Origin of the sequence: Streptomyces sp. SID8374 (assembly GCF_009865135.1) — a bacterium.
GTDB lineage: Bacteria > Actinomycetota > Actinomycetes > Streptomycetales > Streptomycetaceae > Streptomyces.
Genome location: NZ_WWGH01000001.1, coordinates 3,895,698 through 3,920,283 on the forward strand (window position 1 = coordinate 3,895,698; position 24,586 = coordinate 3,920,283).

General features: G+C 71.4%; 20 protein-coding genes. 13 read left to right on the forward strand and 7 right to left on the reverse strand.

The window, feature by feature from the left end:
* Positions 1–125: 125 nt before the first annotated feature.
* From aspS to GTY67_RS17115, 3 genes are all read left to right on the forward strand, one after another.
* Positions 126–1,931 carry an aspartate--tRNA ligase gene (gene aspS / locus GTY67_RS17105; protein WP_093687601.1) on the forward strand — a complete coding sequence of 602 codons (1,806 nt, stop codon included), beginning with the start codon at positions 126–128 and terminating at the stop codon, positions 1,929–1,931.
* Between the two features lie 285 nt (positions 1,932–2,216).
* Positions 2,217–3,008, forward strand: a complete 792-nt coding sequence (locus GTY67_RS17110) for a L,D-transpeptidase family protein (protein WP_093687603.1) — start codon at positions 2,217–2,219, stop codon at positions 3,006–3,008.
* Positions 3,009–3,098: 90 nt separating this feature from the next.
* Entirely contained in the window at positions 3,099–3,680 is a 582-nt protein-coding gene (locus GTY67_RS17115; protein WP_161279238.1) for a Uma2 family endonuclease, read from the forward strand.
* 63 nt (positions 3,681–3,743) lie between these two features.
* Here GTY67_RS17115 and metG read toward each other — a convergent pair whose 3' ends face one another.
* Complete coding sequence (gene metG / locus GTY67_RS17120) at positions 3,744–5,357, reverse strand: methionine--tRNA ligase (protein WP_093687607.1); 1,614 nt, start codon at positions 5,355–5,357, stop codon at positions 3,744–3,746.
* Positions 5,358–5,540: 183 nt separating this feature from the next.
* On the opposite strand from metG, the gene GTY67_RS17125 reads away from it, so the two are divergent.
* Positions 5,541–6,194: a response regulator transcription factor gene (locus tag GTY67_RS17125; RefSeq protein WP_026237833.1), complete on the forward strand. Its 654-nt coding sequence runs from the start codon at positions 5,541–5,543 to the stop codon at positions 6,192–6,194.
* A 14-nt stretch (positions 6,195–6,208) separates the two neighbouring features.
* Positions 6,209–7,495 (forward strand): ATP-binding protein, encoded by a 1,287-nt coding sequence (locus tag GTY67_RS17130; RefSeq protein ID WP_161280134.1) that lies wholly within the window; start codon positions 6,209–6,211, stop codon positions 7,493–7,495.
* Here the strand turns inward: GTY67_RS17130 and GTY67_RS17135 are convergent.
* Complete coding sequence (locus GTY67_RS17135; RefSeq protein WP_161279239.1) at positions 7,429–9,120, reverse strand: VWA domain-containing protein; 1,692 nt, start codon at positions 9,118–9,120, stop codon at positions 7,429–7,431. The genes GTY67_RS17130 and GTY67_RS17135 overlap by 67 nt on opposite strands.
* 307 nt (positions 9,121–9,427) lie before the next feature.
* Between GTY67_RS17135 and GTY67_RS17140 the strand changes: the two genes are divergently transcribed.
* The 3 genes from GTY67_RS17140 to GTY67_RS17150 all read left to right on the forward strand — a co-directional run bounded on the left by GTY67_RS17140 (position 9,428) and on the right by GTY67_RS17150 (position 13,900).
* The gene (locus GTY67_RS17140; RefSeq protein ID WP_093687611.1) at positions 9,428–11,497 is read left to right on the forward strand and encodes a PhoX family protein; all 2,070 of its coding nucleotides are present in this window, start codon (positions 9,428–9,430) and stop codon (positions 11,495–11,497) included.
* A gap of 202 nt (positions 11,498–11,699) precedes the next feature.
* A complete protein-coding gene (locus GTY67_RS17145; RefSeq protein WP_161279240.1) occupies positions 11,700–13,397 on the forward strand; it encodes a hypothetical protein in 1,698 nt (565 codons plus the stop codon).
* A 101-nt stretch (positions 13,398–13,498) separates the two neighbouring features.
* The gene (locus GTY67_RS17150) at positions 13,499–13,900 is read left to right on the forward strand and encodes a S4 domain-containing protein (protein WP_161279241.1); all 402 of its coding nucleotides are present in this window, start codon (positions 13,499–13,501) and stop codon (positions 13,898–13,900) included.
* An 87-nt stretch (positions 13,901–13,987) separates the two neighbouring features.
* Here the strand turns inward: GTY67_RS17150 and GTY67_RS17155 are convergent, their stop codons facing one another.
* The gene (locus tag GTY67_RS17155; protein WP_161279242.1) at positions 13,988–14,893 is read right to left on the reverse strand and encodes a hypothetical protein; all 906 of its coding nucleotides are present in this window, start codon (positions 14,891–14,893) and stop codon (positions 13,988–13,990) included.
* Positions 14,894–15,024: 131 nt separating this feature from the next.
* Here GTY67_RS17155 and GTY67_RS17160 point away from each other — a divergent pair, with 131 nt between their 5' ends.
* The 4 genes from GTY67_RS17160 (at position 15,025) to GTY67_RS17175 (ending at position 18,123) form a co-directional block, all read left to right on the forward strand.
* Positions 15,025–15,432 (forward strand): hypothetical protein, encoded by a 408-nt coding sequence (locus tag GTY67_RS17160; RefSeq protein ID WP_161279243.1) that lies wholly within the window; start codon positions 15,025–15,027, stop codon positions 15,430–15,432.
* A 154-nt stretch (positions 15,433–15,586) separates the two neighbouring features.
* A complete protein-coding gene (locus GTY67_RS17165) occupies positions 15,587–16,234 on the forward strand; it encodes an NAD(P)H-dependent oxidoreductase (RefSeq protein ID WP_237502638.1) in 648 nt (215 codons plus the stop codon).
* Positions 16,235–16,297: 63 nt separating this feature from the next.
* Positions 16,298–17,269, forward strand: coding sequence for an ATP-binding cassette domain-containing protein (locus tag GTY67_RS17170; protein WP_093687621.1), 972 nt, complete (start codon positions 16,298–16,300; stop codon positions 17,267–17,269).
* Positions 17,266–18,123 (forward strand): ABC transporter permease, encoded by an 858-nt coding sequence (locus GTY67_RS17175; RefSeq protein WP_093687623.1) that lies wholly within the window; start codon positions 17,266–17,268, stop codon positions 18,121–18,123. Before GTY67_RS17170 ends, GTY67_RS17175 begins: the two co-directional genes overlap by 4 nt.
* A gap of 77 nt (positions 18,124–18,200) precedes the next feature.
* On the opposite strand, the gene GTY67_RS17180 is transcribed toward GTY67_RS17175, so the two are convergent.
* From GTY67_RS17180 to GTY67_RS17195, 4 genes are all read right to left on the reverse strand, one after another.
* Positions 18,201–21,596, reverse strand: a complete 3,396-nt coding sequence (locus tag GTY67_RS17180) for an AAA family ATPase (RefSeq protein ID WP_161279244.1) — start codon at positions 21,594–21,596, stop codon at positions 18,201–18,203.
* Between the two features lie 38 nt (positions 21,597–21,634).
* On the reverse strand, positions 21,635–22,057 hold the full coding sequence (locus GTY67_RS17185; RefSeq protein WP_093687627.1) for a universal stress protein: 423 nt from the start codon (positions 22,055–22,057) through the stop codon (positions 21,635–21,637).
* A gap of 164 nt (positions 22,058–22,221) precedes the next feature.
* Positions 22,222–22,881 carry an FMN reductase gene (locus GTY67_RS17190; protein ID WP_093687725.1) on the reverse strand — a complete coding sequence of 220 codons (660 nt, stop codon included), beginning with the start codon at positions 22,879–22,881 and terminating at the stop codon, positions 22,222–22,224.
* 5 nt (positions 22,882–22,886) lie between these two features.
* The gene (locus GTY67_RS17195) at positions 22,887–23,978 is read right to left on the reverse strand and encodes an LLM class flavin-dependent oxidoreductase (protein WP_161279245.1); all 1,092 of its coding nucleotides are present in this window, start codon (positions 23,976–23,978) and stop codon (positions 22,887–22,889) included.
* A 217-nt stretch (positions 23,979–24,195) separates the two neighbouring features.
* Between GTY67_RS17195 and GTY67_RS34595 the strand changes: the two genes are divergently transcribed.
* Positions 24,196–24,348 carry a DUF6126 family protein gene (locus GTY67_RS34595; RefSeq protein ID WP_176727396.1) on the forward strand — a complete coding sequence of 51 codons (153 nt, stop codon included), beginning with the start codon at positions 24,196–24,198 and terminating at the stop codon, positions 24,346–24,348.
* The last annotated feature ends 238 nt before the right edge of the window (positions 24,349–24,586 follow it).

Below are 24,586 nucleotides of genomic sequence, written 5' to 3' on the forward strand. Positions count from 1 at the left end.
GAGGGGACGCCGAGTGCGAGCCCCCGCCGGGTGCGGGCGGCAAAGGGAAATGAAGAGGCCCGGCCCCGGGCGGTAGCCTGGGGAGGCTCAATCCACACCTAACCGCGAAGACTGGATGAACGACGATGCATCGGTACAGGTCCCACACCTGCGGCGAGCTCCGCGCCTCTGACGTCGGCACCGACGTCCGGCTGAGCGGCTGGCTGCACAATCGCCGAGACCTGGGTGGCATCCTCTTCATCGATCTGCGTGACCACTACGGTCTGGTGCAGCTCGTCGCCCGCCCCGGCACCCCCGGCAACGAGGCCCTGGCGAAGCTCACCAAGGAGACCGTCGTCCGGATCGACGGCAAGGTCTCCGCGCGCGGAGCCGAGAACGTCAACCCGGAGCTGCCGACCGGTGAGATCGAGATCGAGGTCACCGAGGTCGAGGTGCTCGGCGAGGCCGGCCCGCTGCCCTTCACGATCAACACCGAGGACGGTGTCAACGAGGAGCGGCGCCTGGAGTACCGCTTCCTCGACCTGCGCCGCGAGCGCATGCACCGCAACATCCTGCTGCGCTCGGCCGTGATCGCCTCCATCCGCTCCAAGATGGTGGCCCTCGGCTTCAACGAGATGGCGACCCCGATCCTCACCGCGACATCCCCCGAGGGCGCCCGTGACTTCGTCGTCCCGTCCCGGCTGAACCCCGGCAAGTTCTACGCGCTGCCGCAGGCCCCGCAGCAGTTCAAGCAGCTGCTGATGATCTCGGGCTTCGACCGCTACTTCCAGATCGCGCCCTGCTTCCGCGACGAGGACGCGCGCGCGGACCGCTCGCCGGGCGAGTTCTACCAGCTCGACGTCGAGATGTCCTTCGTGGAGCAGGAGGACGTCTTCCAGCCGATCGAGAAGCTGATGACCGAGCTCTTCACCGAGTTCGGCAACGGCCGCGAGGTCACCTCGCCGTTCCCGCGCATCCCGTTCCGCGAGTCGATGCTGAAGTACGGCAACGACAAGCCGGACCTGCGGGCCAAGCTGGAGCTGGTCGACATCTCGGACGTCTTCGCCGACTCCGGGTTCAAGGCGTTCGCCGGCAAGCACGTCCGCGCGCTGCCCGTCCCGGACACCGCGGGCCAGTCCCGCAAGTTCTTCGACGGCCTGGGTGAGTACGCCGTGGAGCACGGCGCCAAGGGCCTGGCCTGGGTGCGTGTGGGCGAGGACGGCACGCTGGCCGGACCGATCGCCAAGTTCCTCACCGAGACCGACGTCAAGACGCTCACGGAGCGCCTCTCGCTGGTCCCGGGCCACGCGGTCTTCTTCGGCGCGGGCGAGTTCGACGAGGTCTCCAAGATCATGTCGGCCGTCCGGGTCGAGGCCGCCAAGCGCGCCGGCCACTTCGAGGAGGGCGTCTTCCGGTTCTGCTGGATCGTCGACTTCCCGATGTACGAGAAGGACGAGGAGACCGGGAAGATCGACTTCTCGCACAACCCGTTCTCGATGCCCCAGGGCGGCCTGGCCGACCTGGAGGAGAAGGACCCGCTGGACATCCTGGCCTGGCAGTACGACATCGTCTGCAACGGCATCGAGTTGTCCTCGGGCGCCATCCGCAACCACGAGCCCGAGCTGATGCTCAAGGCCTTCGAGATCGCCGGTTACGACCGCGAGACGGTGGAGCACGAGTTCGCGGGCATGCTCCGCGCGTTCCGCCTCGGCGCCCCGCCGCACGGTGGCATCGCCCCCGGCGTCGACCGCATCGTGATGCTGCTCGCCGACGAGCCCAACATCCGCGAGACGATCGCCTTCCCGCTCAACGGCAACGCCCAGGACCTGATGATGGGCGCTCCGACCGAGCTGGACGAGTCCCGCCTGCGCGAGCTGAACATCCAGCTGCGCAAGCCGGTCGCCGCGAAGGGTGCGGGCGCCGGCGCGTCGGAGAAGGCCGCCGACAAGTAGTCCGTACGGTCCCGCTCTGCGGATGTTTCACGTGAAACAGCCCCCGATCACCTGATCGGGGGCTGTTTCGTTGCATGAGGCCTCCAGTGGGTCGCGCGCCTCCGGGCGGCCGGGCGACGCCGTACAGCCGGATGGCCCCGGTTCGGATTCGGCGGCGCCGGGTGCGGCAAAGACTGGCACCGAGACACCCCTCTCGTACCGAGACCCCCTCTCGCACCGAGACCCCCTCTCGCGCCGCGTGCCGCCCCGCCACGCCGTCCGCCGTCACCCGAGGAGCCCGCCACCGTGTCCGTCCCGCTCCGCCCGCCCGCCCTGCTCACCGCACCGCTCCTCGTCCTGGCCCTGCTGCTCACGGGCTGCGCGTCCGGCCCCGCACCCGTGAAGGCGCCCGTCGCGGCCCCGGGGCAGGGCGCCGCGGGGCCGGAGTCCGACGCCGCCTCCGTACTCCGCTCATCGCCCTCCGCGGAGCCGACGCCGAGCCCGGCGGAGATCCCGGGCCTGGGGCCGCTGACCCGCGCCGAGATCCCCGAGGACGCCCGGCAGGCGTTCGTGGTCACCGGGCAGGACGAGGACGCCAACCGGTCCAGCGCCGTGCTGTACAGCCGCGTGGACCCGGCGGAGGGGTGGGTCGCCGTAGCCGGTCCGTGGGACGCCCACAACGGCATGGAGGGCTGGACCGACCACCATGTGGCGGGCGACCTGAGGTCCCCCAAGGGCGTCTACACGCTCACCGACGCGGGCGGCCGCCTCCCCGACCCGGGCGCTCTGCTCCCGTACGACGAACATCCCCGGTTCGCGGTGGACGGTGAGGGGTTCTACGGGGAGCCCCTGGAAGGCTCCTTCGACTACGTCGTCGCGATCAACTACAACCGCACGGAGGGCGTCACCCCCCTGGACCGCGACCGCCCCCTCGGCCTCGAACGCGGCGGCGGCATCTGGATCCACGTCGACCACGGCGGCCCCACCCAGGGCTGCGTCTCCATCCCCGAGGACCGCATGGAGGAACTCCTGCGCACCCTGGACCCGGAGCTGAACCCGGTGATCGTGATGGGCGATGCGGAGACGCTGGGGCGGTGACCGGGCGGACGGGCGGGGATCCTTGGCCGTACGCTGAACACCTTCCCTACTGACAAGTGATCCGGTGACCCAGTGCAGGAGGAGGTCGTGGTGAGCGTGGTCGAGGACCGCGTCCTGACGCAGGACGTCTTCGAGGATCTGGCCCGTCACGCCATACGCGCGGAGGAGGCACTGCGGCTGGAGTTTGTGAACGGGAAACTGGGGGTCAAGGCTGTGCCGGACGGGGACCGCGGGCGGATCATCGCGTGGCTGACGCAGATCTGCATGCAGTCGGATCCGAACAGGTGGCTCTTCGGCGAGCAAGGCCTGCGTATCGAGTCCTACCGCAGGGGCAACGCCCGTCCCGACGCCACTCTCGCTCCGATCGACACCTTCGTCGGCCAAGGCGAATGGGCCAGCGCCGACGGCGTCCTCATGGTCGTCGAGGTCACCTCGTACGACGAGGACACCGACCGCCGCGACCGCGTCGAGAAGCCCCGCGCGTACGCCGAGACCGGCATCCCCGTCTATCTGCTGATCGACCGGGACACCTGCGAGGTCAAGGTCCACTCGCAGCCCGACGGGGTCCGCTACGAGCAGGTCGTGACGGTGCCGTACGGCAAGACCGTCACTCTGCCCGACCCGGTCGGGATCGAGTTGGACACCGAGCCGCTCAAGAGCTGGGTGCGCTGACCCGGCAACGTACGCCAGGAGCCCGGGACGCCATGCGGTGGTCCCGGGCTCCTGGCGTACGTACTACGCCGGCTTCTCCTCCAGGCGGGGGAACAGCACCGCGCCCTTCGTCACCGTCGCGCCGGCGGGCAGGGTGCCCCAGGCGCCCGCGTCCTGGACCTTCTGGTCGGCCAGGGCACCCAGGGACTCCTCGGCGCCCAGGGACTCCCACAGGCTCTGCGAGGTCTCCGGCATCACCGCGTTCAGCAGGACCGCCACCCCGCGCAGGGCCTCGGCGGCCGTGTAGAGGATGGTCGCCAGGCGGGCCTGGCCCTCGGGGGTGGTGTCCTTGGCCACCTTCCACGGCTCCTGCTCCGTGATGTAGCCGTTGACCTGCTTCACGAAGTCGAAGATCGCCAGGATGCCGGACTGGAAGTCCAGCTCCTCGCCGATCTTCTGATCGGCGGTCGCGACGGCCTTCGCCAGGCCCTCCTGCACGGCCCGCTCGGCGTCACCGGCGGCCGTGGCCTCCGGCAGCGTGCCGCCGAAATATTTGCCGACCATGGCCGCGACGCGCGAGGCGAGGTTGCCGTAGTCGTTGGCCAGCTCGGAGGTGTAGCGGGCGGAGAAGTCCTCCCAGGAGAACGAGCCGTCGCTGCCGTACGCGATGGCCCGCAGGAAGTACCAGCGGTACGCGTCCACGCCGAAGTGCGAGGTCAGGTCCTGCGGCTTGATGCCGGTCAGGTTCGACTTGGACATCTTCTCGCCGCCGACCATCAGCCAGCCGTTGGCGACGACCTTGCCGGGGAGCGGCAGGCCCTGCGCCATCAGCATCGCGGGCCAGATGACCGTGTGGAAGCGGAGGATGTCCTTGCCGATCAGGTGCACGTCCGCCGGGAACGTACCGTCGAACTTCTCCTGGTTGGCGCCGTAGCCCACGGCCGTCGCGTAGTTGAGGAGCGCGTCGATCCAGACGTAGATGACGTGCTTGTCGTCCCACGGGACCGGGACGCCCCAGTCGAAGGTGGAGCGCGAGATCGACAGGTCCTGGAGGCCCTGCTCCACGAAGTTCACGATCTCGTTGCGGGCCGACTCGGGCTGGATGAAGCCCGGGTTCGCCGCGTAGAACTCCAGCAGCTTCGGGCCGTACTCGCTCAGCTTGAAGAAGTAGTTCTCCTCCTTGAGGAGCTCCACCGGCTTCTTGTGGATCGGGCAGAGCTTCTGACCCGCGAACTCGCCCTCGCCGTCCAGCAGATCGCCGGGGAGCTTGTACTCCTCGCAGCCCACGCAGTACGGGCCTTCGTACCCGCCCTTGTAGATCTCGCCCTTGTCGTACAGGTCCTGCACGAACTCCTGCACACGGTCGGTGTGCCGCTTCTCCGTCGTCCGGATGAAGTCGTCGTTCGCGATGTTCAGATGCTCCCAGAGGGGCTTCCACGCCTCCTCGACGAGCTTGTCGCACCAAGCCTGCGGAGTGACGTCGTTCGCCTCGGCCGTGCGCATGATCTTCTGACCGTGCTCGTCCGTGCCGGTGAGGTACCACACCTTCTCGCCGCGCTGGCGGTGCCAGCGCGTGAGCACGTCGCCTGCGACGGTCGTGTAGGCGTGGCCCAGGTGAGGAGCGTCGTTGACGTAGTAGATGGGGGTCGAGACGTAGTACGCCGTCGCCCCCTGCTTCTCGGATCCAGTGGCCGCCATGGTCGAAATCCTAACGGTCGGTTGAAGATCCACTCACATCGATAAACCGGGACTCCGCGGGTGGGGGGAGGAGGGCCCTCCGGTGGAGAGCTTTGCGAAACATCCCTTCCCGTAATGCTTCCCGCAGGAAAGTCGCATCCTGGGAGGGAGCGGACAAGCGTGCACGAGGCAGGGGACATCACCATGCGGGTACTGGTCGCCGAGGACGAGGAGATCCTCGCGGAACTGGTCGCGACCGGGCTGCGCCGGGCCGGCTTCGCGGTCGACACCGTCTACAGCGGGGACGCGGCCCTCGCCTACCTCGGGCTGCACGACTACGACGTCGTCGTCCTCGACCGGGACCTCCCGCGCGTCCACGGCGACGACGTGGCCCGCCGGCTGGTCGCCTCCGGCTCCCGTACGCGGATCCTGATGCTGACCGCCTCCGGCACCATGGAGGACCGCGTCGCCGGACTCGACCTCGGCGCCGACGATTACGTCAGCAAACCGTTCGAGTTCCCCGAGCTGGTCTCCCGGGTCCGCGCCCTGCGCCGCCGCAGCGCCAGACCCGTACCGCCCCAGCTGGAGCGGCACGGCATCCGACTCGACACCGTACGGCGCTCCGCGCTCCGCGACGGCCGGGAGCTGGACCTTTCTCCGAAGGAGTTCACCGTGCTGCAACTGCTCCTGGAGGCCGACGGCGGGACGGTCAGCGCCGAGGAGCTGCTGGAGCGGGCCTGGGACGCCAACGCCGATCCGTTCACCGGTGCCGTACGCGTCTGCATGAGCAAACTCCGTGCCAAGCTCGGCGAGCCCGCGCTGATCCGTACCGTCCAGGGCGTCGGGTACGCCCTGTGAAGCCGTCCACCGGGCTGCGGGGCGGCTCCTGGCTGCGGCGGCTGGTGGAGGCGTCGAAGCTGCCGCACTCCACGATCCGCACCCGTATCGCCCTCGTGTACGGCGGTGTCTTCCTGGTCCTCGGCACGGCTCTGCTCGCCACCGTCAACGTGGCCTCCCGCGCCGGTACGGACTCCGAGGCGCGCGCCATAGCCTCCTCCGCCGTCGTCGTACCGCCCGGGTACACCGTCAACGGCCCGTTCATCGCCCGCAGCTCCGTCGGCGGGCCCACCCCCTACGAACTGACCGACCACGTCAGCGACGCGGCGAGCAAACAGCACATGTACTGGTCGATCGCCGCGCTCCTGGTGATGACGGCGGGCGCGGTCGGGGTGGGCTGGTGGATCGCCGGACGGGTGCTGCGGCCCGTGCACGCGATGACCGCGAAGGCCCGACGGCTCTCGGAGCGGACGCTGCACGAGCGGATCGCCTCCAGCGGGCCCGACGACGAGCTGAAGGAGCTGGGCGAGACCCTGGACGCGCTGCTGGCCCGGCTGGAGAAGGCCTTCGACAGCCAGCGCAGGTTCATCGCCAACGCCTCGCACGAGCTGCGGACCCCGCTCGCCACCCAGCGCGCGGCGATCCAGGTGGGGCTGGACGACCCGTCGCCCGAGGACCTCGTCCGCACCCGGCAGACGCTGCTGGACACCAACCGGCGCAGCGAGCGGCTGATAGAGGGGCTGCTCGTGCTGGCCCGCAGCGAACGAGGGCTGGCCGCCGACGAGCGCGAGGACGTCCGGTTCGACCGGGTGGTGGCCGAGGAGGTGGCCCGGCAGCCGGGGGTGCGGCCCGGGACCGGCGCAGAGGCGGGGGCACGTCCGGCGGTGAGCGTCGAGGTGGCGGCCTGTCCCGTGCGCGGCAACCGGCTGCTGCTCTCCCAGCTGGTGTCGAACCTGCTGGCCAACGCGTTGACGTACAACGTGCCGGGCGGTTCGGTGGACGTCTCGCTGACGGGGGACGGGGCCCTGGTGGTGCGGAACACCGGCCCGGTGGTCTCCGACGCCGACATCGTGGGGTTCTTCGAGCCGTTCCGGCGGGGCGAGGGCCGGGACCGGATGGGCCCGGGGTCGGGCCTCGGGCTGTCGATCGTGCGGTCCATCGCGGTGGCCCACGGCGGTACGGTCACGGCGGTACCGGGCCCGGAGGGCGGCGGTCTCGCCGTGACCGTTCGGCTGCCGGTCGATCGGCCCGACGCTCAGCCTTCGGAACGGGCCTCGCGCGCCGCGATCCAGGCCGGCAGCCCGGCGAGGATCTCCCGGTAGAGCTCGGCGTCCGCGATCTCGCGCGGGGCCGGGCCCGCGTGGAAGAAGGCGGCGTTGGGGGCGCCCAGCTTCCGCAGGAAGTCGAAGCCCTTCCCGTCCTGCTCGCCGAACGCGACGAACTGGAAGAACAGCGGCAGCCGCGCCGCGTCCGCCAGCGCCTGGCGGGCGAGCTGCTTGGCGTCCGGCGGGCCGTCCGTCTGGAAGATCACCAGAGCCGGGCCGTCGGCCTGCGACTTCTCGTGGTGCGCCACGATCTCCTCGACCGCGCGGTGGTAGTTCGTCCGGCCCAGGCGGCCGAGCCCGGCGTTCAGCTCGTCGATGCGGCCCTCGTGGGCGGCCAGTTCGATCGTGCCGGTGCCGTCGATGTCGGTCGAGAAGAAGACGACGGGCACGGTGGCGTCGGCGTCCAGGTGGGCGGCGAGCGCCACGGTGCGGTCGCCCAGGTGCTGGGCGCTGCCGTCCTTGTAGAACGGCCGCATGGAGCCCGAGCGGTCGAGTACGAGGTAGACGCGGGCGCGGAGACCGGTCAGCCCGTGCGCCTTGAGCGCCGCCTGCGCCGCCTTGTACGGGGCGACGAGCTGGGGCGCGCGCTGGGTGACGCGGGCGAGGGGGGTGGCGGGCTTGGCGGCGGGGGTGGCCTTGGAGGGCTCGGGGGTTGCGGGGGTCGCGGCAGCTTCGGTGACCTTCGGGGCTGATTCCGGGGCTGCTTCTGGAGTTGCCTCCGGGGCTACCTCTGGGGTTGCCTCCGCTGTGGGGGCCGCTTCCGCTTCCGGATCCGGCTGGGCCTCCGGCTCAGCGGCCGCCTCCGGCTCCGACGCGGCCTGGGCCTCCGGCTCAGCGGCCGCCTCCGGCTCCGACGCGGCCTGGGCCTCCGGCTCGGCGGCCGGCTCCGGGTCGAGGTCGAAGTCGATGGTGATCGGGGCCGGCTCCGCCACCGGGGCGTCGACCGGGGCCGGTGCAGGCTTCTCGGCCTTCACGGGCTCGGCGGCGGGCTCTTCGGCCTCGACGGGCTCGGCAGCCTTCACCGGCTCCGCGACGGGCTCCTCCACCGTGACCGCTTCAACGACCGGCTCAGGGACGGGCTCCGTCTCCGGCTCGGCGACGGCCTCGGCAACCGGCTCAACCACCGGTTCCGCGACCGGCTCAACTACGGGCTCCGCGACGGTCTCCGGGGCGGCGGTGTCCGCCTTCGGCTCCGCGTCCGGCTCGGCCTTCGGCTCAACTACCGGCTCCGCGACGGCCTCCGCCACCGGCCCCGCGTCCGGGCCCGAGCCCTGGGCGGGGACGGTCGGCGAGGGAGAGGGTGTCGTCGGGGCGGCGGCCGCCTTGTCGAACGCCGCGGCCACCAGGTCAGCGGCACCGGCGTCAGCGGAGTCGCTGTCGGTGGTTCCGGTGGTCCCGGTGGTCTTCGCGTCGGGCGAGGTCGGGGCCGGGATCGAAGCCTTCGGCTCGGACGACGTCGGCTCGGACGCCTTCGCCTCCGACGTGGACCCGGCCGCCGAAGTGGTCTCCGGCTCCGGCTCCGTGGACTGAGTGCGCTCGGCCTGGGGCGGGACGGTGGCCGTGGTCGGCTCGTCCTGCTCCGTGCGGCCGAACACCTTACGCAGCAAGCTCCGAATGCCCATGGGCGAGGCCTTTCGCATGAGTTGGGTGCGGGGAATGTCCGACCTGGGGCGATTTCATCCCTGGCCAGGACGGATACGTAAGGTTAGCGGCCGGATCCGGCCGTTCGCCGGTCCGGCCCACCCCTGCGCCAACCGAGCCGAAACCGATCCCGGACCGAGTCCCGGGCGGTGTCCGGGGCCGTGGTCCCGTACGGCTCCAAGGGAACAGCGGTGACCCGGACTTCACCCGCCGTTCACCGCACGTCCCACGGACCGGGTGAGGGCGGCCCTACCGTCACGCACGACACACCGACGGAGGGAATCCCACATGCGTAATCTGCTGCCGCTCATCAGCTCCCACCCGGGCGGGCGTTCCGCGTTGACCTGCCGCTACCGCTGTGGGGACGCCTGCTTCCAGGAGGTCCCGAACACCAGCGACAACGAGTACGCGGGCGACATCATCGCCCGTGCCGTCTCGCGCCGCTCGATGATGCGTGCAGCCGCCGTCGTGACGGTCGCCGCCGCAGCCGGGACGGCCGCGCTGACCGGCCCGGGCACCCCGCAGGCGGAGGCCGCCGCGCTCGCCGGGCACGGCCACAAACCGAACCCGCCGCACAAACCGGCCCCGTCCGGCGCCCGTGGCCTGCGGTTCTCGCCGGTCGCGCCCAACAGGGACGACAAGGTCACCGTCTCCGACGGCTACAGCCAGAACGTGGTGATCCGCTGGGGCGAGCCGATCCTGCGCGGGGCGCCCGCCTTCAACCCGGAGAAGCAGTCCGCCAAGGCGCAGGCGGGCCAGTTCGGTTACAACAACGACTTCCTCTCGCTGCTCCCGCTCCGCGGCGAGCGCGGCCGCCAGGTTCTGGTCGCCAACCACGAGTACACGAACGAGAACCTCATGTTCCGTGGCTACGATCCGGCCAACCCCACGCGCGAGCAGGTGGAGATCGCGTGGGCCGCGCACGGACTCTCCGTGGTCGTCGTCCAGGAGGAGAGCCGCACCGGCAAGCTGGGTGCGGTCAGCCGTCACCCGCTGAACCGCCGCCTCACCGCGACGAGTGAATTCCGGCTCACCGGACCGGCCGCGGGCAGCCCCCTGCTCCGTACGTCCGCCGACCGCACCGGCCGCAAGGTGCTCGGCACCCTCAACAACTGCGCGGGCGGCACCACTCCGTGGGGCACCACGCTGCACGGCGAGGAGAACTTCAACCAGTACTTCGCCAACGCCTCCACCGCCGAGCACAAGCGGTACGGGATCGGCACCGGCGCCACCGAGCGCAAGTGGGAGCGGTTCGACCGGCGGTTCGACCTGGCGAAGGAGCCCAACGAGGCCAACCGCTTCGGCTGGGTCGTCGAACTCGACCCGTACGACCCGGACTCCACCCCGCGCAAGCGGACCGCGCTGGGCCGGTTCAAGCACGAGGCGGCCGAGCCCCGGCTGACCTCGGACGGCCGCCCGGTCGTCTACATGGGCGACGACGAGCGGTTCGACTACCTCTACAAGTTCGTCTCCAGCAAGCGGATGAAGAAGGGCAACTCGCGCGCCGCCCGCGAGCACAACCTGACGCTGCTGGACGAGGGCACGCTGTACGTCGCGAAGCTGACCGGAGACTCCCCGGCCGCCGAGATCGACGGCACCGGAAAGCTTCCCTCCGACGGCGAGTTCGACGGCAGCGGTGTCTGGATCCCGCTGGCCACCGGCACCACCTCGCACGTGCCGGGCATGACCGCCGAAGAGGTGTACGTCTACACGCGGCTGGCCGGTGACAAGGTCGGCGCCACCAAGATGGACCGGCCCGAGGACGTCGAACCCTCCCCGCGCACCGGCCGGGTCTACGTGGCGCTCACCAACAACACCGACCGCGGCAAGGAGGGCAAGGCCCCGGCAGACGAGGCCAACCCGCGCAACGCCAACAAGCACGGGCAGATCCTGGAGCTCGCGGAGAACTGGGACGACCCGGCGGGTGACGGGTTCGCCTGGCGGCTCTTCCTCGTCGCGGGCGACCCGAACGACCCGTCGACGTACTTCGCCGGTTTCCCCAAGGACCGGGTCAGCCCCATCTCCTGCCCGGACAACGTGGCGTTCGACTCCCACGGCAACCTGTGGATCTCGACCGACGGCAACCAGCTCGGTTCGCACGACGGCCTCTTCGGTGTCGCCACCCACGGTGACCGGCGCGGTGAGCTGAAGCAGTTCCTGACCGTCCCGACCGGTGCGGAAACCTGCGGACCGGTCATCCAGGACCGCCGCGTCCTGGTCGCCGTCCAGCACCCGGGCGAGGTCGACGGCGCCTCGGTGGAGAAGCCGGCGAGCATCTGGCCCGACGGCCCGGGCAAGATCGTCCGCCCCTCCGTCGTCGCGGTCTGGCGCAAGGACGGGCGCGACATCGGGGTGTGACCCCCGGGACCGCATGACCGCATGACCTCGTGACCGCATGACCATCAGGCCTGTGCCCATCCGGTGCGGGCCTGATGTGCATCCCTCAAAAGCGTGGCGGGGGAACGGAATTGGGGGCCTACGGTGAACGGCCGGTGTGGCTGACGTGTGCTCGGCGGCGCCGGGGACTGTGCACCGCACGCGTCGACCCGGAAGGACCCCCATGGGACTCCCCTCCCGCAGAATCCACCTCGCGGCCTGCGCCTTGGCGGCGGGGGCGCTCCTGACCGGCCTCGCACCGGCGACCGGCGCCGCCGCCCCGGTGGGGACCACGGCAAGGACCACCGCCGACGACCCGGCCCGGCCGAACAGCAGGGCCGACGACCCGGCCCAGCCCGACGACATGCCGGACGACGGGTTCGACGACGAGCACGAGGGCGAGCAGGACGACCTCGTCGGCCCCGACGGCACGCCCGAGGGGCGGGCGCCCGGAACGCAGGCCGCACCGGTCCCGGGCAGGGCGGCCGACTTCAAGCTCGCCGCCGGCAGCGACCTCTCCGGGCTCGTCGGCCGGCTGGACGCCGCACTGCCCAAGCAGGGCCTCACCGCGCTGATGGAGCAGGCCAACCGCCCGTCGGGCTGGGAGGGCGCCTGCGGCAACACCTCCATCTACGGCCCCGATCTGGCGGTCAACCACCGGGTCTGCTGGGACGGCGACGACCTGGCGTCCGGCGAGTGGGTCCCGCAGGCCATCACCGGGGTCTCCGACGCCCAGGAGGACGAGGACTGGGGGTCGTCGAACGCCGAGCCGATCGCGGTGGCCTCGTACGACGCCAAGAACCCGGGGCGCAGCGACCAGGCGTCGGGCCGCGACAACTGCGTCCAGCCCTCCGTGTCCGACGCCTGCAACGAGAAGGGCGTCCGGGTCAGCTTCTTCAACCAGGCCACCCAGAAGTACCGCCACGTCCTGCTGGCCTGGCCGTACGTGAACTCCAAGAACAACATCTCCTTCGACGCGCTCCACGCGAGCGAAGGAAAGTGCACCGGCACCGTGACGCCGTCCTGCAAGGCACAGAACGGCATCCACGCGGGCGGCATGGTCTGGTACGGCAACTACCTGTACCTCGCCGACACCGCCAACGGCATGCGGGTCTTCGACCTCCGCAAGATCATGGACCTCAACCCGGACAACGACGCCGACAAGAACGACCCGACGCCGGACGGCCTGGAGAGCGACGTCAAGGACAAGAAGCGGATCGGGCGGCAGAACAACGTCTGGTACTCCTTCGGCTACCGGTACGTCATGCCGCAGGTCGCCACCCTGAAGTTCACCACGGCGAAGAACGGCGGCACGACCGCCGGGAACCAGTGCTACGCCACCGGCCGCCCCAAGGCCTCGTTCCTCTCCCTGGACCGCACGGGCACCGACCATCTGATCCTGGGCGAGTACTGCAACAAGAACAACGGCGGCACCAGCAACGGACGCGTCGGTACGTATCCGATGGCCGCGCTCACCGCCGCCGTCGAGGGCAAACCGGGCACCACGGCCTCCGCCGACGCCGCGTTCGGACTGCCGACCGGCGGCGCGTTCTACGGCGAGACGCTGTGGCACAAGATCCAGGGCGCCCTGCGCTACGAGGGGAAGTGGTACTTCCACCGCTCCAACGCCTACAGCAACGGCCGTCTGCTCCAGGCCACCCCGGGGACGGTCGACGGGACCACCCAGCTCGTCGGGAACACGAAGGTCCTCCAGTCCTCGTACGGTCCCGAGGACCTCTACCTGGCCCACGGGCGCGGCGACGGCTTCGCCCCGCAGCTGTGGTCGCTCAGCGAGCACGCCCCCAGCCCCTCCTGCACCGGATGCAAGCGGGAGCTGTACAGCTACAACATGAGCGAGGTGATCGGCGACTTCGGTTCCTGACGTTCCTGAGTTCCTGATGCTCCTGACGTTCCTGGCGTTCTGGCCGATGGGGCCGGTAAAGGGCGGCCCCCGGCCCGCCTACCGGGACTAGAGTCGTACCCATGGTTTCCGGTGACGCGCCGCAGGCGGAGGGAAGCGTCCGGGTCGACGTGTGGATCTGGTCGGTCCGGCTGACGAAGACCCGTGCCCAGGCGGCCGCGGCCTGCCGGGCCGGCCATGTGAAGGTCGGCGGCGAGCGGGCCAAGCCCGCCCAGGCCGTCCGTATCGGTGACGAGGTACGGCTCCGGCACGCGGGGCGGGACCGGGTGGTCGTCGTCTCGAAGATCGTGAAGAAGCGGGTCGGACCGCCGGTGGCCGTCGAGTGCTTCGTCGACAACAGCCCGCCCCCGCCGCCGCGCGAGCTGGCGATCCAGGTTCCGGTACGGGACCGGGGCACGGGCCGCCCGACCAAGCGCGACCGCCGTGAGATGGAGCGCCTCCAGGGTCGTCTGCCGGAGCTCTGAGCCGACCGGCGGTCCCTCGTGCGGGTTCTGTCCCGTTGTTTCACGTGAAACGTCCGTACGGGTGTTTCACGTGAAACGTCGGCACGGTCACCCCCGCCCGGCCCTCCGACGCCCCAGCAGCACCCGGGCCAGCACCGCCCCCACCAGCAGGACCGCGCCCACCACCAGCACCACCCACACCGTGGTCCGCAGCGAGGCCGTCAGGGCGTCGACCACCGCGGCTGCCGCGTCCCGGTCGCCGTCCGGGACCTCGTCCAACGCCCGGCTCCGGCCGACCGCCACCAGGATCCGCAGCGCGATCGCCCCGAGCACGAACCCGGCGCCCACGGCCGCCGTGGCGGTCAGCCCGGCCCGGAGCCCTCCCCGTACCGTCGCGATGCCCACCACCAGCACGAGCAGGACCAGCGTGGCGATGGCCGGCCAGATGCTGCAGTAGCGCAGCCAGTGGAACGAGTCCCGCAGGGTGTCCGCCCGGTCCGGGCCGATCACCGTGATCTCCGTCCGCTGGACGGGGATCTGGTCCGCGAACGGCACCCCTCGGCTCACCAGATCCTGCTTGACCTGCTGGATCACCGGCCCGAGGTCGATGGTGACCGCCTCGCCGCTGTCACCGTCCAGCGCGGCGGTCACCGCCTCGTGCGCGGTCCGGTTGGCGGTGTCCCAGGCGTTCGCGAAGGCCTCGGTGGAGGTGAAGGACCGCACGGTCTCGTGCAGGAAGTCGCGGACGGTCTCCTGGAGCGGGCCGAGGTCGATCTGCTCCATCGCCTTGTCGGTGATCAGCTCCGTGACGGTGCTCTGCACCGCCGGGTCGGAGGAGAGCGGGGAGACGGCGGCGACGTACCGGTCGGTGTCGTCGATCTCCAGGTCGACCCAGGCGGAGAGCGCGCTGAACGGCACCAGGGCGGTGAGCAGGACGATCAGGACGGCCGACAGGGCCACCGAGGCCGTCGAGACGGCCGAGGCCTTCGAGGTCGCCGCAGCAGAGGTCCGCACTCCTCCAGGGAATCCCGTCCCGGGCCGGACCGCTCAGGGCCGTACGCCGTTCGAGTTGCCGGGCCGCGCGGGCGGGTGTGCTCTGGAGGAACGGGGGCGCGCGACGGGGGCGAGGGAAGGAGCTGTCCGCGATGGTCACACACGCAGCCATGCCCGGCCGGAAGAGGGCCCGCGCGCATGCACGGCCCCGCAGTCTCACCCCGTACGCCGTGGCGGTGCCCATGGCGCTCGGCACCATCTACGGGTTCTACGCCGCGTTCATCCGCCGCGACGGCGGCCCCAGCACCGGCGGGCAGGTCGTCCTGGGCCTCGTCTCCGGTGCGGCGGTGGCGGCCCTCTGCTTCGCGCTGGGCCGGATCCAGCGGTCGCTGCCGCACGGGCTGCGCGCGCTCGCGTACGGGGCTCTGACCGCCTGCGCCATCGGCTTCCTGGTGAGCCTCACCGATACCGGCGTGCTGCGGTCGACCGTGCTGGGCCTGGTGGTCGGCGTGGGCGTCTTCCTGTCCACGTTCTACTTCTTCTACTCACGGGAGCGCTGACCGCCCCTGACCGCCTGGACCGGTCGCGAGGAACGTTCCAGCCGTGGACACCGACCGCGGACGCGGCCGCCAGATCGCATCTGGCGGCCGCGCCCCCGCATCTGGCGCCCAAGGGGTGAGGGAGCCGGAGGGGAAGCGGGAGGAGGAGCGAGCGATGTCGGACGCGACGGACGGCAGGGACACCGAGACGGACGGCAGCGGGACCGGGAAGGACGACGGGGAGACCGGGAAGACCGGGGACGGCGGGGATCCGCTGCGGGTCGCGGTGATCATCGGCAGCACGCGCGAAGGGCGCATCGGCGACGCAGTCGGCCGATGGTTCGTGGAGCGGGCTCGGGTACGGGGCGAGCTCGACCTCGTCGTGCTGGATCTCGCGGAGTTCGACTTCCCCGTGCACTACCCGGAGCGGGCGACGGAGCAGATGACGGAGTTCGCGGGGGCGATCGGGGAGGCCGAGGCCTTCGTCGTGGTCACCCCGGAGTACAACCGCTCCTTCCCGGCCTCCCTCAAGCAGGCCATCGACTTCGCGTACGACGAATGGCAGACCAAGCCGGTCGGCTTCGTGAGCTACGGCCACGGCTCGTCCGGGCTGTACGCGGTGGAGCAGCTGCGCTCGGTCTTCACGGAGCTGCACACGGTGACCCTGCGCAACGGGGTGGCCCTCGACTTCCTGCACACGACGCTGGAGGACCACGCGGGCGCCTGTGCGCGGGACCGGGCGGTGCGGCTGATGCTGGACCAGCTCGGCTGGTGGGGCCGGGCCCTGCGCCAGGCGCGGGCGGTCCGCCCCTACGTCTCCTGACACCCCTCTGGCCCCCCACCCCCACGCCCCGGACTTCGACGACGACGTACAAGGAATGGATTCATGAGCACTGAACTGGCCATCGAGACCACGGGGCTGGTGAAGGTCTTCGGCGAGAACCGCGCGGTGGACGGCGTCGACCTCGCGGTCCCGACCGGCACCGTCTACGGGGTCCTCGGACCCAACGGCGCCGGGAAGACCACCACCGTCCGGATGCTCGCGACGCTGCTGCGCCCGGACGACGGAACGGCCCGGGTGTTCGGCAAGGACGTGGTGAAGGAAGCCGACGCGGTCCGCAGCCGGGTCAGTCTCACCGGGCAGTACGCCTCGGTCGACGAGGACCTGACCGGCAACGAGAACCTCATCCTGCTCGCCCGGCTCCTGGGCCACTCCAAGCCGGCGGCCCGCGACCGGGCCGCCCAGCTGCTCGAAGGGTTCGGGCTGAGCGAGGCGGCCGGCAAGCAGGTGAAGAACTACTCGGGAGGCATGCGGCGCCGCATCGACATCGCCGCCTCCATCCTCAACACCCCCGACCTGCTCTTCCTGGACGAGCCGACCACCGGACTCGACCCGCGCAGCCGCAACCAGGTGTGGGACATCGTGCGCGCGGTCGTCGCCCACGGCACCACGGTCCTGCTGACGACGCAGTATCTCGACGAGGCCGACCAGCTGGCCTCCCGGATCGCCGTGATCGACCACGGCCGGGTGATCGCCGAGGGCACCAAGGGCGAGCTCAAGGCCTCCGTCGGCTCCGGCACCGTCCACCTGCGGCTGCGCGACGCCGCCCAGCGGCCCGAGGCCGAGCGGGTGCTGTCGCTCGAACTCGACGCCACGGTCCAGCTGGACGCGGACCCGGTGGCGCTGACCGCCCGGGTCGACGCGCACGGCTCCGACCGGGGTGCGGCGGAACAGGCGGCACGGGCCCTGGCCGAGCTGGCCCGGTCCGGCATCACGGTCGACAACTTCTCGCTGGGACAGCCCAGCCTCGACGAGGTCTTCCTCGCCCTCACGGACAAGAAGGGAGTGGCGGCATGAGCACCGCGACCACCAAGACGGAGCTGGAAGACGTCGCACTCGCCCCGCCGGACAAGGAGCGGCTCTCGGCTCTCCTGGTCGGCCTGGACCGCCCGCCGAGGCCCAGCGCGCTGTCGGCCTCCCTCACCTTCGGCTGGCGCGCCATGCTGAAGATCAAGCATGTGCCGGAGCAGCTCTTCGATGTGACGGCTTTCCCGATCATGCTGGTCCTGATGTACACGTACCTCTTCGGAGGGGCGCTGGCCGGCTCCACACAGCAGTACATCCAGTTCCTGCTGCCCGGCATCCTGGTGATGAGCGTCGTGATGATCACGATGTACACCGGCGTCTCGGTCAACACCGACATCACCAAGGGCGTCTTCGACCGGTTCCGTACGCTGCCGATCTGGCGGCCCGCGCCGATGGTCGGCTATCTGCTCGGTGACGTCCTGCGCTATGTGCTGGCCTCGGTGGTGATGCTGACGGTCGGCATGATCATCGGCTTCCGGCCGGGCGGCGGGGTGCTGGGGATGCTGGCGGGGGTGGCCCTGCTGTTGGTCTTCGCGTTCGCGTTCTCGTGGATCTGGACCATGTTCGGGCTGCTGCTGCGCACCGAGAAGTCGGTGATGGGCGTCAGCATGATGGTGATCTTCCCGCTCACCTTCCTCAGCAACGTCTTCGTCGACCCGAAGACGATGCCGGGCTGGTTGCAGGCCTTCGTGAACAACAGCCCGATCACCCACCTGGCCACGGCGGTACGCGAGCTGATGGCGGGCAACTGGCCCGCATCCGACATCGCCTGGTCGCTGGGGTGGGCCGGAGCGATCATGGCCGTGTTCGGTGTCGTGACGATGAGGCTCTACAACCGGAAGTGACCAGGCGGAAGGGACCCCGGCGCGGATCGGCGCCGGGGTCACAGGCCGTCGCCCGGGTCACAGGCCGTCGGTCCGGGTCACAGGCGCCAGTCCGGCGCCTGGCCCGGGCGGTAGGCGCAGGTGGTTCCGGTGGTCACGGACTCCCTTAGGTGCGCCGCCAGTTCGGGGTGGAGGGAGTCCAGCTTGCGCAGGGTGTCGCGGATCCGGGCGGTGACCGTCTTACGGGCCCGCTCGGTCCGGTCGTCCAGGCGGCGGGTCCGGCCACCGAGGCCCGCCGCGGTGCGCAGCTGGTCCAGGAGGGCCTGCCGCTCCCGGTCGTACGCCTCGACCTGCCGGGTGTCGTCCCGTGCCGCGGCGCGGTCTATCTCGGCGTCCAGCCGGTCCAGGTGCTCCTTGTACCGGCGCTTGGCCTCCTCGTCGAGGACCGGGTCGCCGCCCATCCGGCCGGCGGCGACCACGACGTTGCCGCCCTCGGGGGCGAGCAGCTCCACGGCCGGGACGTCGGCCCCGGGCAGCCCCAGCAGGCTGTGCAGGTCCCGCAGCCCCTTCGCGTCGGGGACATGCACGGTCCGCCCGTCCCAGCGCAGCTGCCATACGGAACCGTCGCGGCGGAACTCGGCGTCGGGCGCGGGGTCAACGGGTGCGGGAGCGGGGGAGCGGTCGGTGGCCGGCGAGAGTGCGCGGAGGGCGGGGCGTTCGGAGGCCAGGTGGTGCAGGCCCAACTCGCCTGCCTCCCGCTCCACTTCGGCCAGCAGCGCGCGGGCCCGGCCGGTGTCGCCCGGCTCGGCGCGGGCGAGGAGGGAGCGGGCCAGGTGCAGGCGGGCGCGTACGGCCCAGGGGCGGGCGCCGAGGCGGTCCGCGGAGGCGGCGGCCTCGGTGAGCGCGGCCACCGCCGCGTCCCGGTCGTCCCGTGCGGCGGCGAGCATGCCGAGCCAGAGGTCGACGGGGCCGCCGATGTCGCACCCGTACAGCGAGACGACCCACTGGCCGGTGTAGGGCGTGAGCTCGTCCTCGGCGCGGGTGATCAGGCGCCGGTCGCCGGTGGTGGCGGCCGTCTGGGCCAGCAGTCGGAGCCAGAGCGGCATGAACGCCCGCGGATAGGGGGCCGCGCGGTCCGACTGCTCGGCGATCAGGCGGAGGGCCGGGGCCGCGTCGCCCTGCTCCACGGCGGTGAGCGCCTCCAGCAGCCCGGGGTACGGATACCGGGCGCCCGGCAGCGCGGCGAGGATCTTCTCCGCCTCCGCGAACCGTCCGCGCAGCAGATGCAGGGACCAGTGCAGATGGCACCCCATGAAACCGATCGCCTCGTGGTCCTCGCCCTCCAGGCCGAGCTCCTCACCGCTGAGCGCATCGGCGGCCTCGGTGAACCGGCCCTGGAGCGAGGCGATCAGGCTGCCGTCGACGGCGACGGCCAAGGCGAACCGGGGCAGCTCCGAGCGCTCTGCGGCCCGGATGAACCTGCGGTACTGGTCGATGAAGGCCGGGTCGCCGAGCTCCAGCAGGGCCACCCACCGCATCGAGGTGGCGTGCAGCTCCATGTCCAGGTTCTGGGTGCGCCGGCCGACGACGGCCATCTCGTCGGTCAGCCCGAGCCGCTCCACCGCCGAGCCCAGACCCCATACGGAGTCGTGGCGCGCCCAGAGCGAGAACGCGAGGGCCTCGTCGTCCGAGCCGTCGCGGGCGAGGGCCATGATGTGGATGGCCAACTCCTGCGCGAGCCGGTCGGCGGAGAGGCTGTCCTGCCCGTCCTTGCCGGTGACCTTGCGGTGCGCCTCGCCCAGGAACGCCACCATGAAGGCCTCACCGTCGCCCAGCGTGCCCCGGCGGTACAGGGTGATCGCGACCCGGGCCAGCAGCTCGGGATCGTCCAGCTCCCGGGCCAGGTCGACCGCCCGGTCCAGCAGGCGGCCCGCCTCGGCGGCCTCCCCGGCGTGCCGCAGCTGCTCGCCGAGGTCGAGGCAGATGAGCGCGGTCCGACGCCGATCGGACCCTGGCCCCGGCCCAAGGTGCCCCTCGCCCGGCCCGCTCCCCCGCCCCCCCTCGCCCGGCCCGCTCCCCGACGGGGGACCGCCCGGTGCACCCCCCGCTTCCGGGCCCGGCTCGCCCGACGCCACCGCGAGGGCCCGGCGGTAGTGGCCGATGGCCTCCTCGTCGGCGAGGCGCCCCGAGGCGTCCCGGGCGGCGGCGAGCAGCAGGTCGATCCGGCGGTCGCGCTCCAGCTCTCCCCCGGCGAGGTGGGCGTGGCGGGCGAGGTCCCCGGGCCGCACCGCGTCGTCCAGCCCGCCGTGCGCGTCCAGCGCCCGTACGGCGGCGGCATGGCGGCGGCGGGCGTCCGCGTCCCCGAGCGAGGCGTACAGCGTCTCGCGGAGCAGGTCGTGGGCGAAGGCGTACCCCCCGGAGGGGCGCGGGACGACGACCCGGGCGACGATCGCCGACTCCAGCAGCCGCTCCACCTGGGGGACGGGGGAGCCGTGCACCACGGCCAGCACCTGGCGGCGGAACTCCCGGCCGAGCACGGCGGCGGCGGTCAGCAGCGAGACGACCGCCTCCGGCAGCAGGCTCAGCCGCTGCCGGACCGCCTCCCGCACCCCGGGTGGGATGGTGGAGACGGGGCTGCCGCTGTGCCAGAGCCGGGCCGTCTGCTCCACGAAGAACGGGTTGCCGCCGGTGCGCCGGTGGACCTCGTCGACCAGCCGCGGCTCGGGCTCGCGGCCCGTCGTCACGGCCATCAGCGCGCCCACCTCGTCGCGGCCGAGGCCGGTCAGCGTGAGGGTGGCCGAGGCGCGCGAGACGAGGGGCAGGATCAGCTGCTGGAGCGGGTGGCCGGGGGCCTCCACCTCGACGTCCCGGTAGGTGCCGATGAGCAGCAGCCGCTCGAACCAGGCGTGCTGGGCGGCGAATTCGAGCAGGCGGAGCGAGGCGGGGTCGGCGCTGTGGAGGTCGTCCAGGACCACCACCAGCGGGCGGCTCTGGGAGACGGTGACGAGGGCCGTGGTCACCGCGTCGTACAGCCCGAAGGCCTCGGGCCCGTCGGACGAGGCCCCGGCCGCCCCGGTCGCACCAGGAGCCCCGGCCGTAACAGAGGCACCTGCCGCCCCGCCTTCCCCGTCCCCCGCGCCCGATCCCGCGGCCGCGCCCCCGCCCGCCGCGTCCCCCAGGAGGACGCCGAGCCGCCCGTCCGCCGCCTCCTGGGCTGCCGCCCACTGGGCCGCCGTGGCCGAGCGGCGCAGGCCGCGCAGCACCTGCACCCAGGGCCAGTAGCCAGGAGTGCTGTCGGAGTCCCAGCAGGAACCGCCGACCACCAGCGCCCCGCGCCGCCGCGCCTCGTGGGCGGCGTCGGTGACGAGGGTGGTCTTCCCGATCCCGGCCTCGCCCGTGACCAGCACGAGCCCGCCGTGGCTCTCCGTGGCCCGGACGATCTCCGAGCGGAGGATGCCTGCGGGGTGGTCGCGCCCGAACAGAGCAGGGGTCATGACCACACGATAGGAGGACCCACTGACAACGGCTTCCCTCAGTCGCGTACCACCGTCACCGGGCACGGCGCGTGCTGCGCGACATGGAGGCTGACCGAGCCGAGCAGCGTCGCCTTGAGACCGCTGCGGCCACGGGCGCCCACGACGAGCAGGTTGGCGCCCTTGGCCCGGTCCAGCAGGGACTGGGCCGGGTTGCCGATGACCACGATCTTGCTGACCGCGGCCGCTCCTTCGGCGCCGAGTGCCTCCTCCAGCGCCTCGTTGAGGGAGACGGTGGCCAGCTCCTGCGGGTCGAAGTCCGCCGGCAGGCCCGGCATCATCGAGGCCCAGCTGGTCGCGGGGTACTCCCAGCTGTTCACGGCCTCCACGGTGTCACCGGTCAGCTCGGCCTGGCGTACGGCCCAGTGCAGTGCCTTGATCGAAGGATCGGACCCGTCCACACCCACGACGATCCTGCCCATATCTGCCTCCAGCTCGGTCCGGATCGGAACGGATGCGTCACCGCATCCGGTCTCACTGTAGTCAAACCGGACAATAGGGCGGGGCCGGGTGCCGCCGGGCAGGACCGGGGGGGGCGCACCCGGCCCCGTGCCGGACACCCGGGCCCCGGGCAGGGTACCCGGGCTCAGTCCAGCCGCAGGTCGGCGAGCTGCTGCTCGAAGGGGACGACCGCGTCCTCCCCGTCGTCCAGGCCCGGCGTCCGGGAGGCCCCGGAGACCGTGCGGCCCAGCACGGCCGAGGCCAGCTCGCCACCGGCGCGGCGGATCCGGGACGGCAGCCCCTCGGTGTACTCGTCGCCGGAGGAGCCCCAGTCCTCGGAGGCGGCGTAGACGGACGTCGGTACGGTGACGGCCCGCAGATAGGCGAAGAGCGGGCGCAGCGCGTGCTCCAGGACCAGCGAGTGGCGGGCCGTGCCGCCCGTCGCGGCGATCACGACGGGCTTGCCGGTCAGCGCGGTGTGGTCGATCAGGTCGAAGAACGACTTGAACAGACCGCTGTACGAGGCGGTGAACACCGGTGTCACGGCGATCAGCCCGTCCGCCTCGGTCACCGCGTCGATCGCCTCCCGCAGCCTGGCCGACGGGAACCCGCTGACCAGGTGGTTGGCGATGTCCACGGCGAGGTCGCGGACTTCGACGACCTGGACCTCGACGTTCCGGTCCTGCTCGGCCGCGAGGCGCTCGCGGGCGGCGGCGGCCAGCCGGTCGGCCAGCAGCCGGGTGGAGGACGGCTGGCTGAGCCCGGCCGAGACGGCCACGATGCGCAGGGGAGTGGTGGCGAACATGGAGGTCAAGCCCCCTTTCCAGCAGCTCGGGCGGCGGCGACCGCCGGGTGGACGGGCGCGGATTCCGGCACACCGGCCGGCCGCAGGTTGGCGAACTCCTTGCGCAGCACGGGCACGACCTCCTCGCCGAGGATGTCCAGCTGCTCCAGGACCGTCTTCAGCGGGAGCCCCGCGTGGTCCATCAGGAACAGCTGCCGCTGGTAGTCGCCGACCGCGTCCCGGAACGTCAGCGTCCGCTCGATGACCTCCTGCGGGGAGCCCACCGTCAGCGGGGTCTCGCGGGTGAAGTCCTCCAGGGACGGGCCGTGGCCGTAGACCGGCGCGTTGTCGAAGTACGGGCGGAACTCCCGTACCGCGTCCTGCGAGTTCTTCCGCATGAACACCTGGCCGCCGAGCCCGACGATGGCCTGTTCGGCGGTGCCGTGACCGTAGTGGGCGTAACGGCGCCTGTAGAGGTCCACCATCTTCTTGGTGTGCTCCATGGGCCAGAAGATGTTGTTGTGGAAGAACCCGTCACCGTAGTAGGCGGCCTGTTCCGCGATCTCCGGGGAGCGGATGGAGCCGTGCCAGACGAACGGCGGGACGCCGTCCAGCGGGCGCGGGGTCGCGGTGAAGGACTGGAGCGGCGTACGGAACTTGCCCTCCCAGTCCACGACCTCCTCGCGCCACAGCTTGTGCAGCAGGGCGTAGTTCTCGATGGCCATGGGGATGCCCTGGCGGATGTCCTTGCCGAACCAGGGGTAGACCGGTCCGGTGTTGCCGCGGCCCATCATCAGGTCGACGCGGCCGTCCGCGAGGTGCTGGAGGGTGGCGTAGTCCTCGGCGATCTTCACCGGGTCGTTGGTGGTGATCAGGGTGGTGGACGTGGACAGGATCAGGTTCTCGGTGCGGGCCGCGATGTAGCCGAGTGTCGTCGTCGGGGAGGACGGGACGAACGGCGGGTTGTGGTGCTCGCCGGTCGCGAAGACGTCCAGACCGACCTCCTCGGCCTTCTGCGCGATGGCCAGGGTCGCCTTGATCCGCTCGTTCTCGGTCGGCGTCCGGCCGGTGGTCGGGTCGGTGGTGACGTCTCCGACGGTGAAGATCCCGAACTGCATGGCGTCCGCCTCCTGAGCGATCCGTACGAATGGGTTGAACGGCGAATGGGCTGAACAACGAACGGGATGAACGGTGAATGCATTGCACCCAAATTGGTTGAACGTTGAACTACACCCTACAACGGAGCACCCCCGGCACCTATTCCCGGGCGTACGCTGGCAGGGCCGCCGGTCCCGCCGGCGAGCCCGGGACCACCGGCGGAGGGAGGCGGAGACCATGAGCGAAAAGGGCAGCGACACCGGCAGCGACAGCGAGAGCTGGAAGGCGCGGGGCGTCGCCCTGCGCGTCTTCGTCTACATTTTCGCGACGCACCTCTTCGCGGGCTTCATCTGGATCCTCTTCTACGTGGGCGGGCACGCGGACAAATAGCCGCCGCGTAAGCCCATGGCGGATACACTGACCGCATGACCTCCGTACCGTGCCGAAACTGGTGGCGCTCCTCCTAGGAGCGGCCACAGCATCTGTCTGCACGGAACCCAGGGCCGTTCACCATGGACGGCCCTTTTCGCTGCCTTCTTTCAGGTGCGATGTACGGGAACGGGGCACCGCACGCCCCCCACCGCCCGGGCCGTCCTCCACGCACCCACCACCCGCGAGGAGACCCCGC

Coding starts and splice junctions, on each gene's coding strand:
- aspS (WP_093687601.1), top strand. CDS start 126: ATGCATCGGTACAGGTCCCACACCTGCGGCGAGCTCCGCGCCTCTGAC.
- metG (WP_093687607.1), bottom strand. CDS start 5,357: ATGGCGGCCACTGGATCCGAGAAGCAGGGGGCGACGGCGTACTACGTC.
- GTY67_RS17125 (WP_026237833.1), top strand. CDS start 5,541: ATGCGGGTACTGGTCGCCGAGGACGAGGAGATCCTCGCGGAACTGGTC.
- GTY67_RS17135 (WP_161279239.1), bottom strand. CDS start 9,120: ATGGGCATTCGGAGCTTGCTGCGTAAGGTGTTCGGCCGCACGGAGCAG.
- GTY67_RS17140 (WP_093687611.1), top strand. CDS start 9,428: ATGCGTAATCTGCTGCCGCTCATCAGCTCCCACCCGGGCGGGCGTTCC.
- GTY67_RS17145 (WP_161279240.1), top strand. CDS start 11,700: ATGGGACTCCCCTCCCGCAGAATCCACCTCGCGGCCTGCGCCTTGGCG.
- GTY67_RS17150 (WP_161279241.1), top strand. CDS start 13,499: ATGGTTTCCGGTGACGCGCCGCAGGCGGAGGGAAGCGTCCGGGTCGAC.
- GTY67_RS17160 (WP_161279243.1), top strand. CDS start 15,025: ATGGTCACACACGCAGCCATGCCCGGCCGGAAGAGGGCCCGCGCGCAT.
- GTY67_RS17165 (WP_237502638.1), top strand. CDS start 15,587: ATGTCGGACGCGACGGACGGCAGGGACACCGAGACGGACGGCAGCGGG.
- GTY67_RS17170 (WP_093687621.1), top strand. CDS start 16,298: ATGAGCACTGAACTGGCCATCGAGACCACGGGGCTGGTGAAGGTCTTC.
- GTY67_RS17175 (WP_093687623.1), top strand. CDS start 17,266: ATGAGCACCGCGACCACCAAGACGGAGCTGGAAGACGTCGCACTCGCC.
- GTY67_RS17180 (WP_161279244.1), bottom strand. CDS start 21,596: ATGACCCCTGCTCTGTTCGGGCGCGACCACCCCGCAGGCATCCTCCGC.
- GTY67_RS17185 (WP_093687627.1), bottom strand. CDS start 22,057: ATGGGCAGGATCGTCGTGGGTGTGGACGGGTCCGATCCTTCGATCAAG.
- GTY67_RS17190 (WP_093687725.1), bottom strand. CDS start 22,881: ATGTTCGCCACCACTCCCCTGCGCATCGTGGCCGTCTCGGCCGGGCTC.
- GTY67_RS17195 (WP_161279245.1), bottom strand. CDS start 23,978: ATGCAGTTCGGGATCTTCACCGTCGGAGACGTCACCACCGACCCGACC.
- GTY67_RS34595 (WP_176727396.1), top strand. CDS start 24,196: ATGAGCGAAAAGGGCAGCGACACCGGCAGCGACAGCGAGAGCTGGAAG.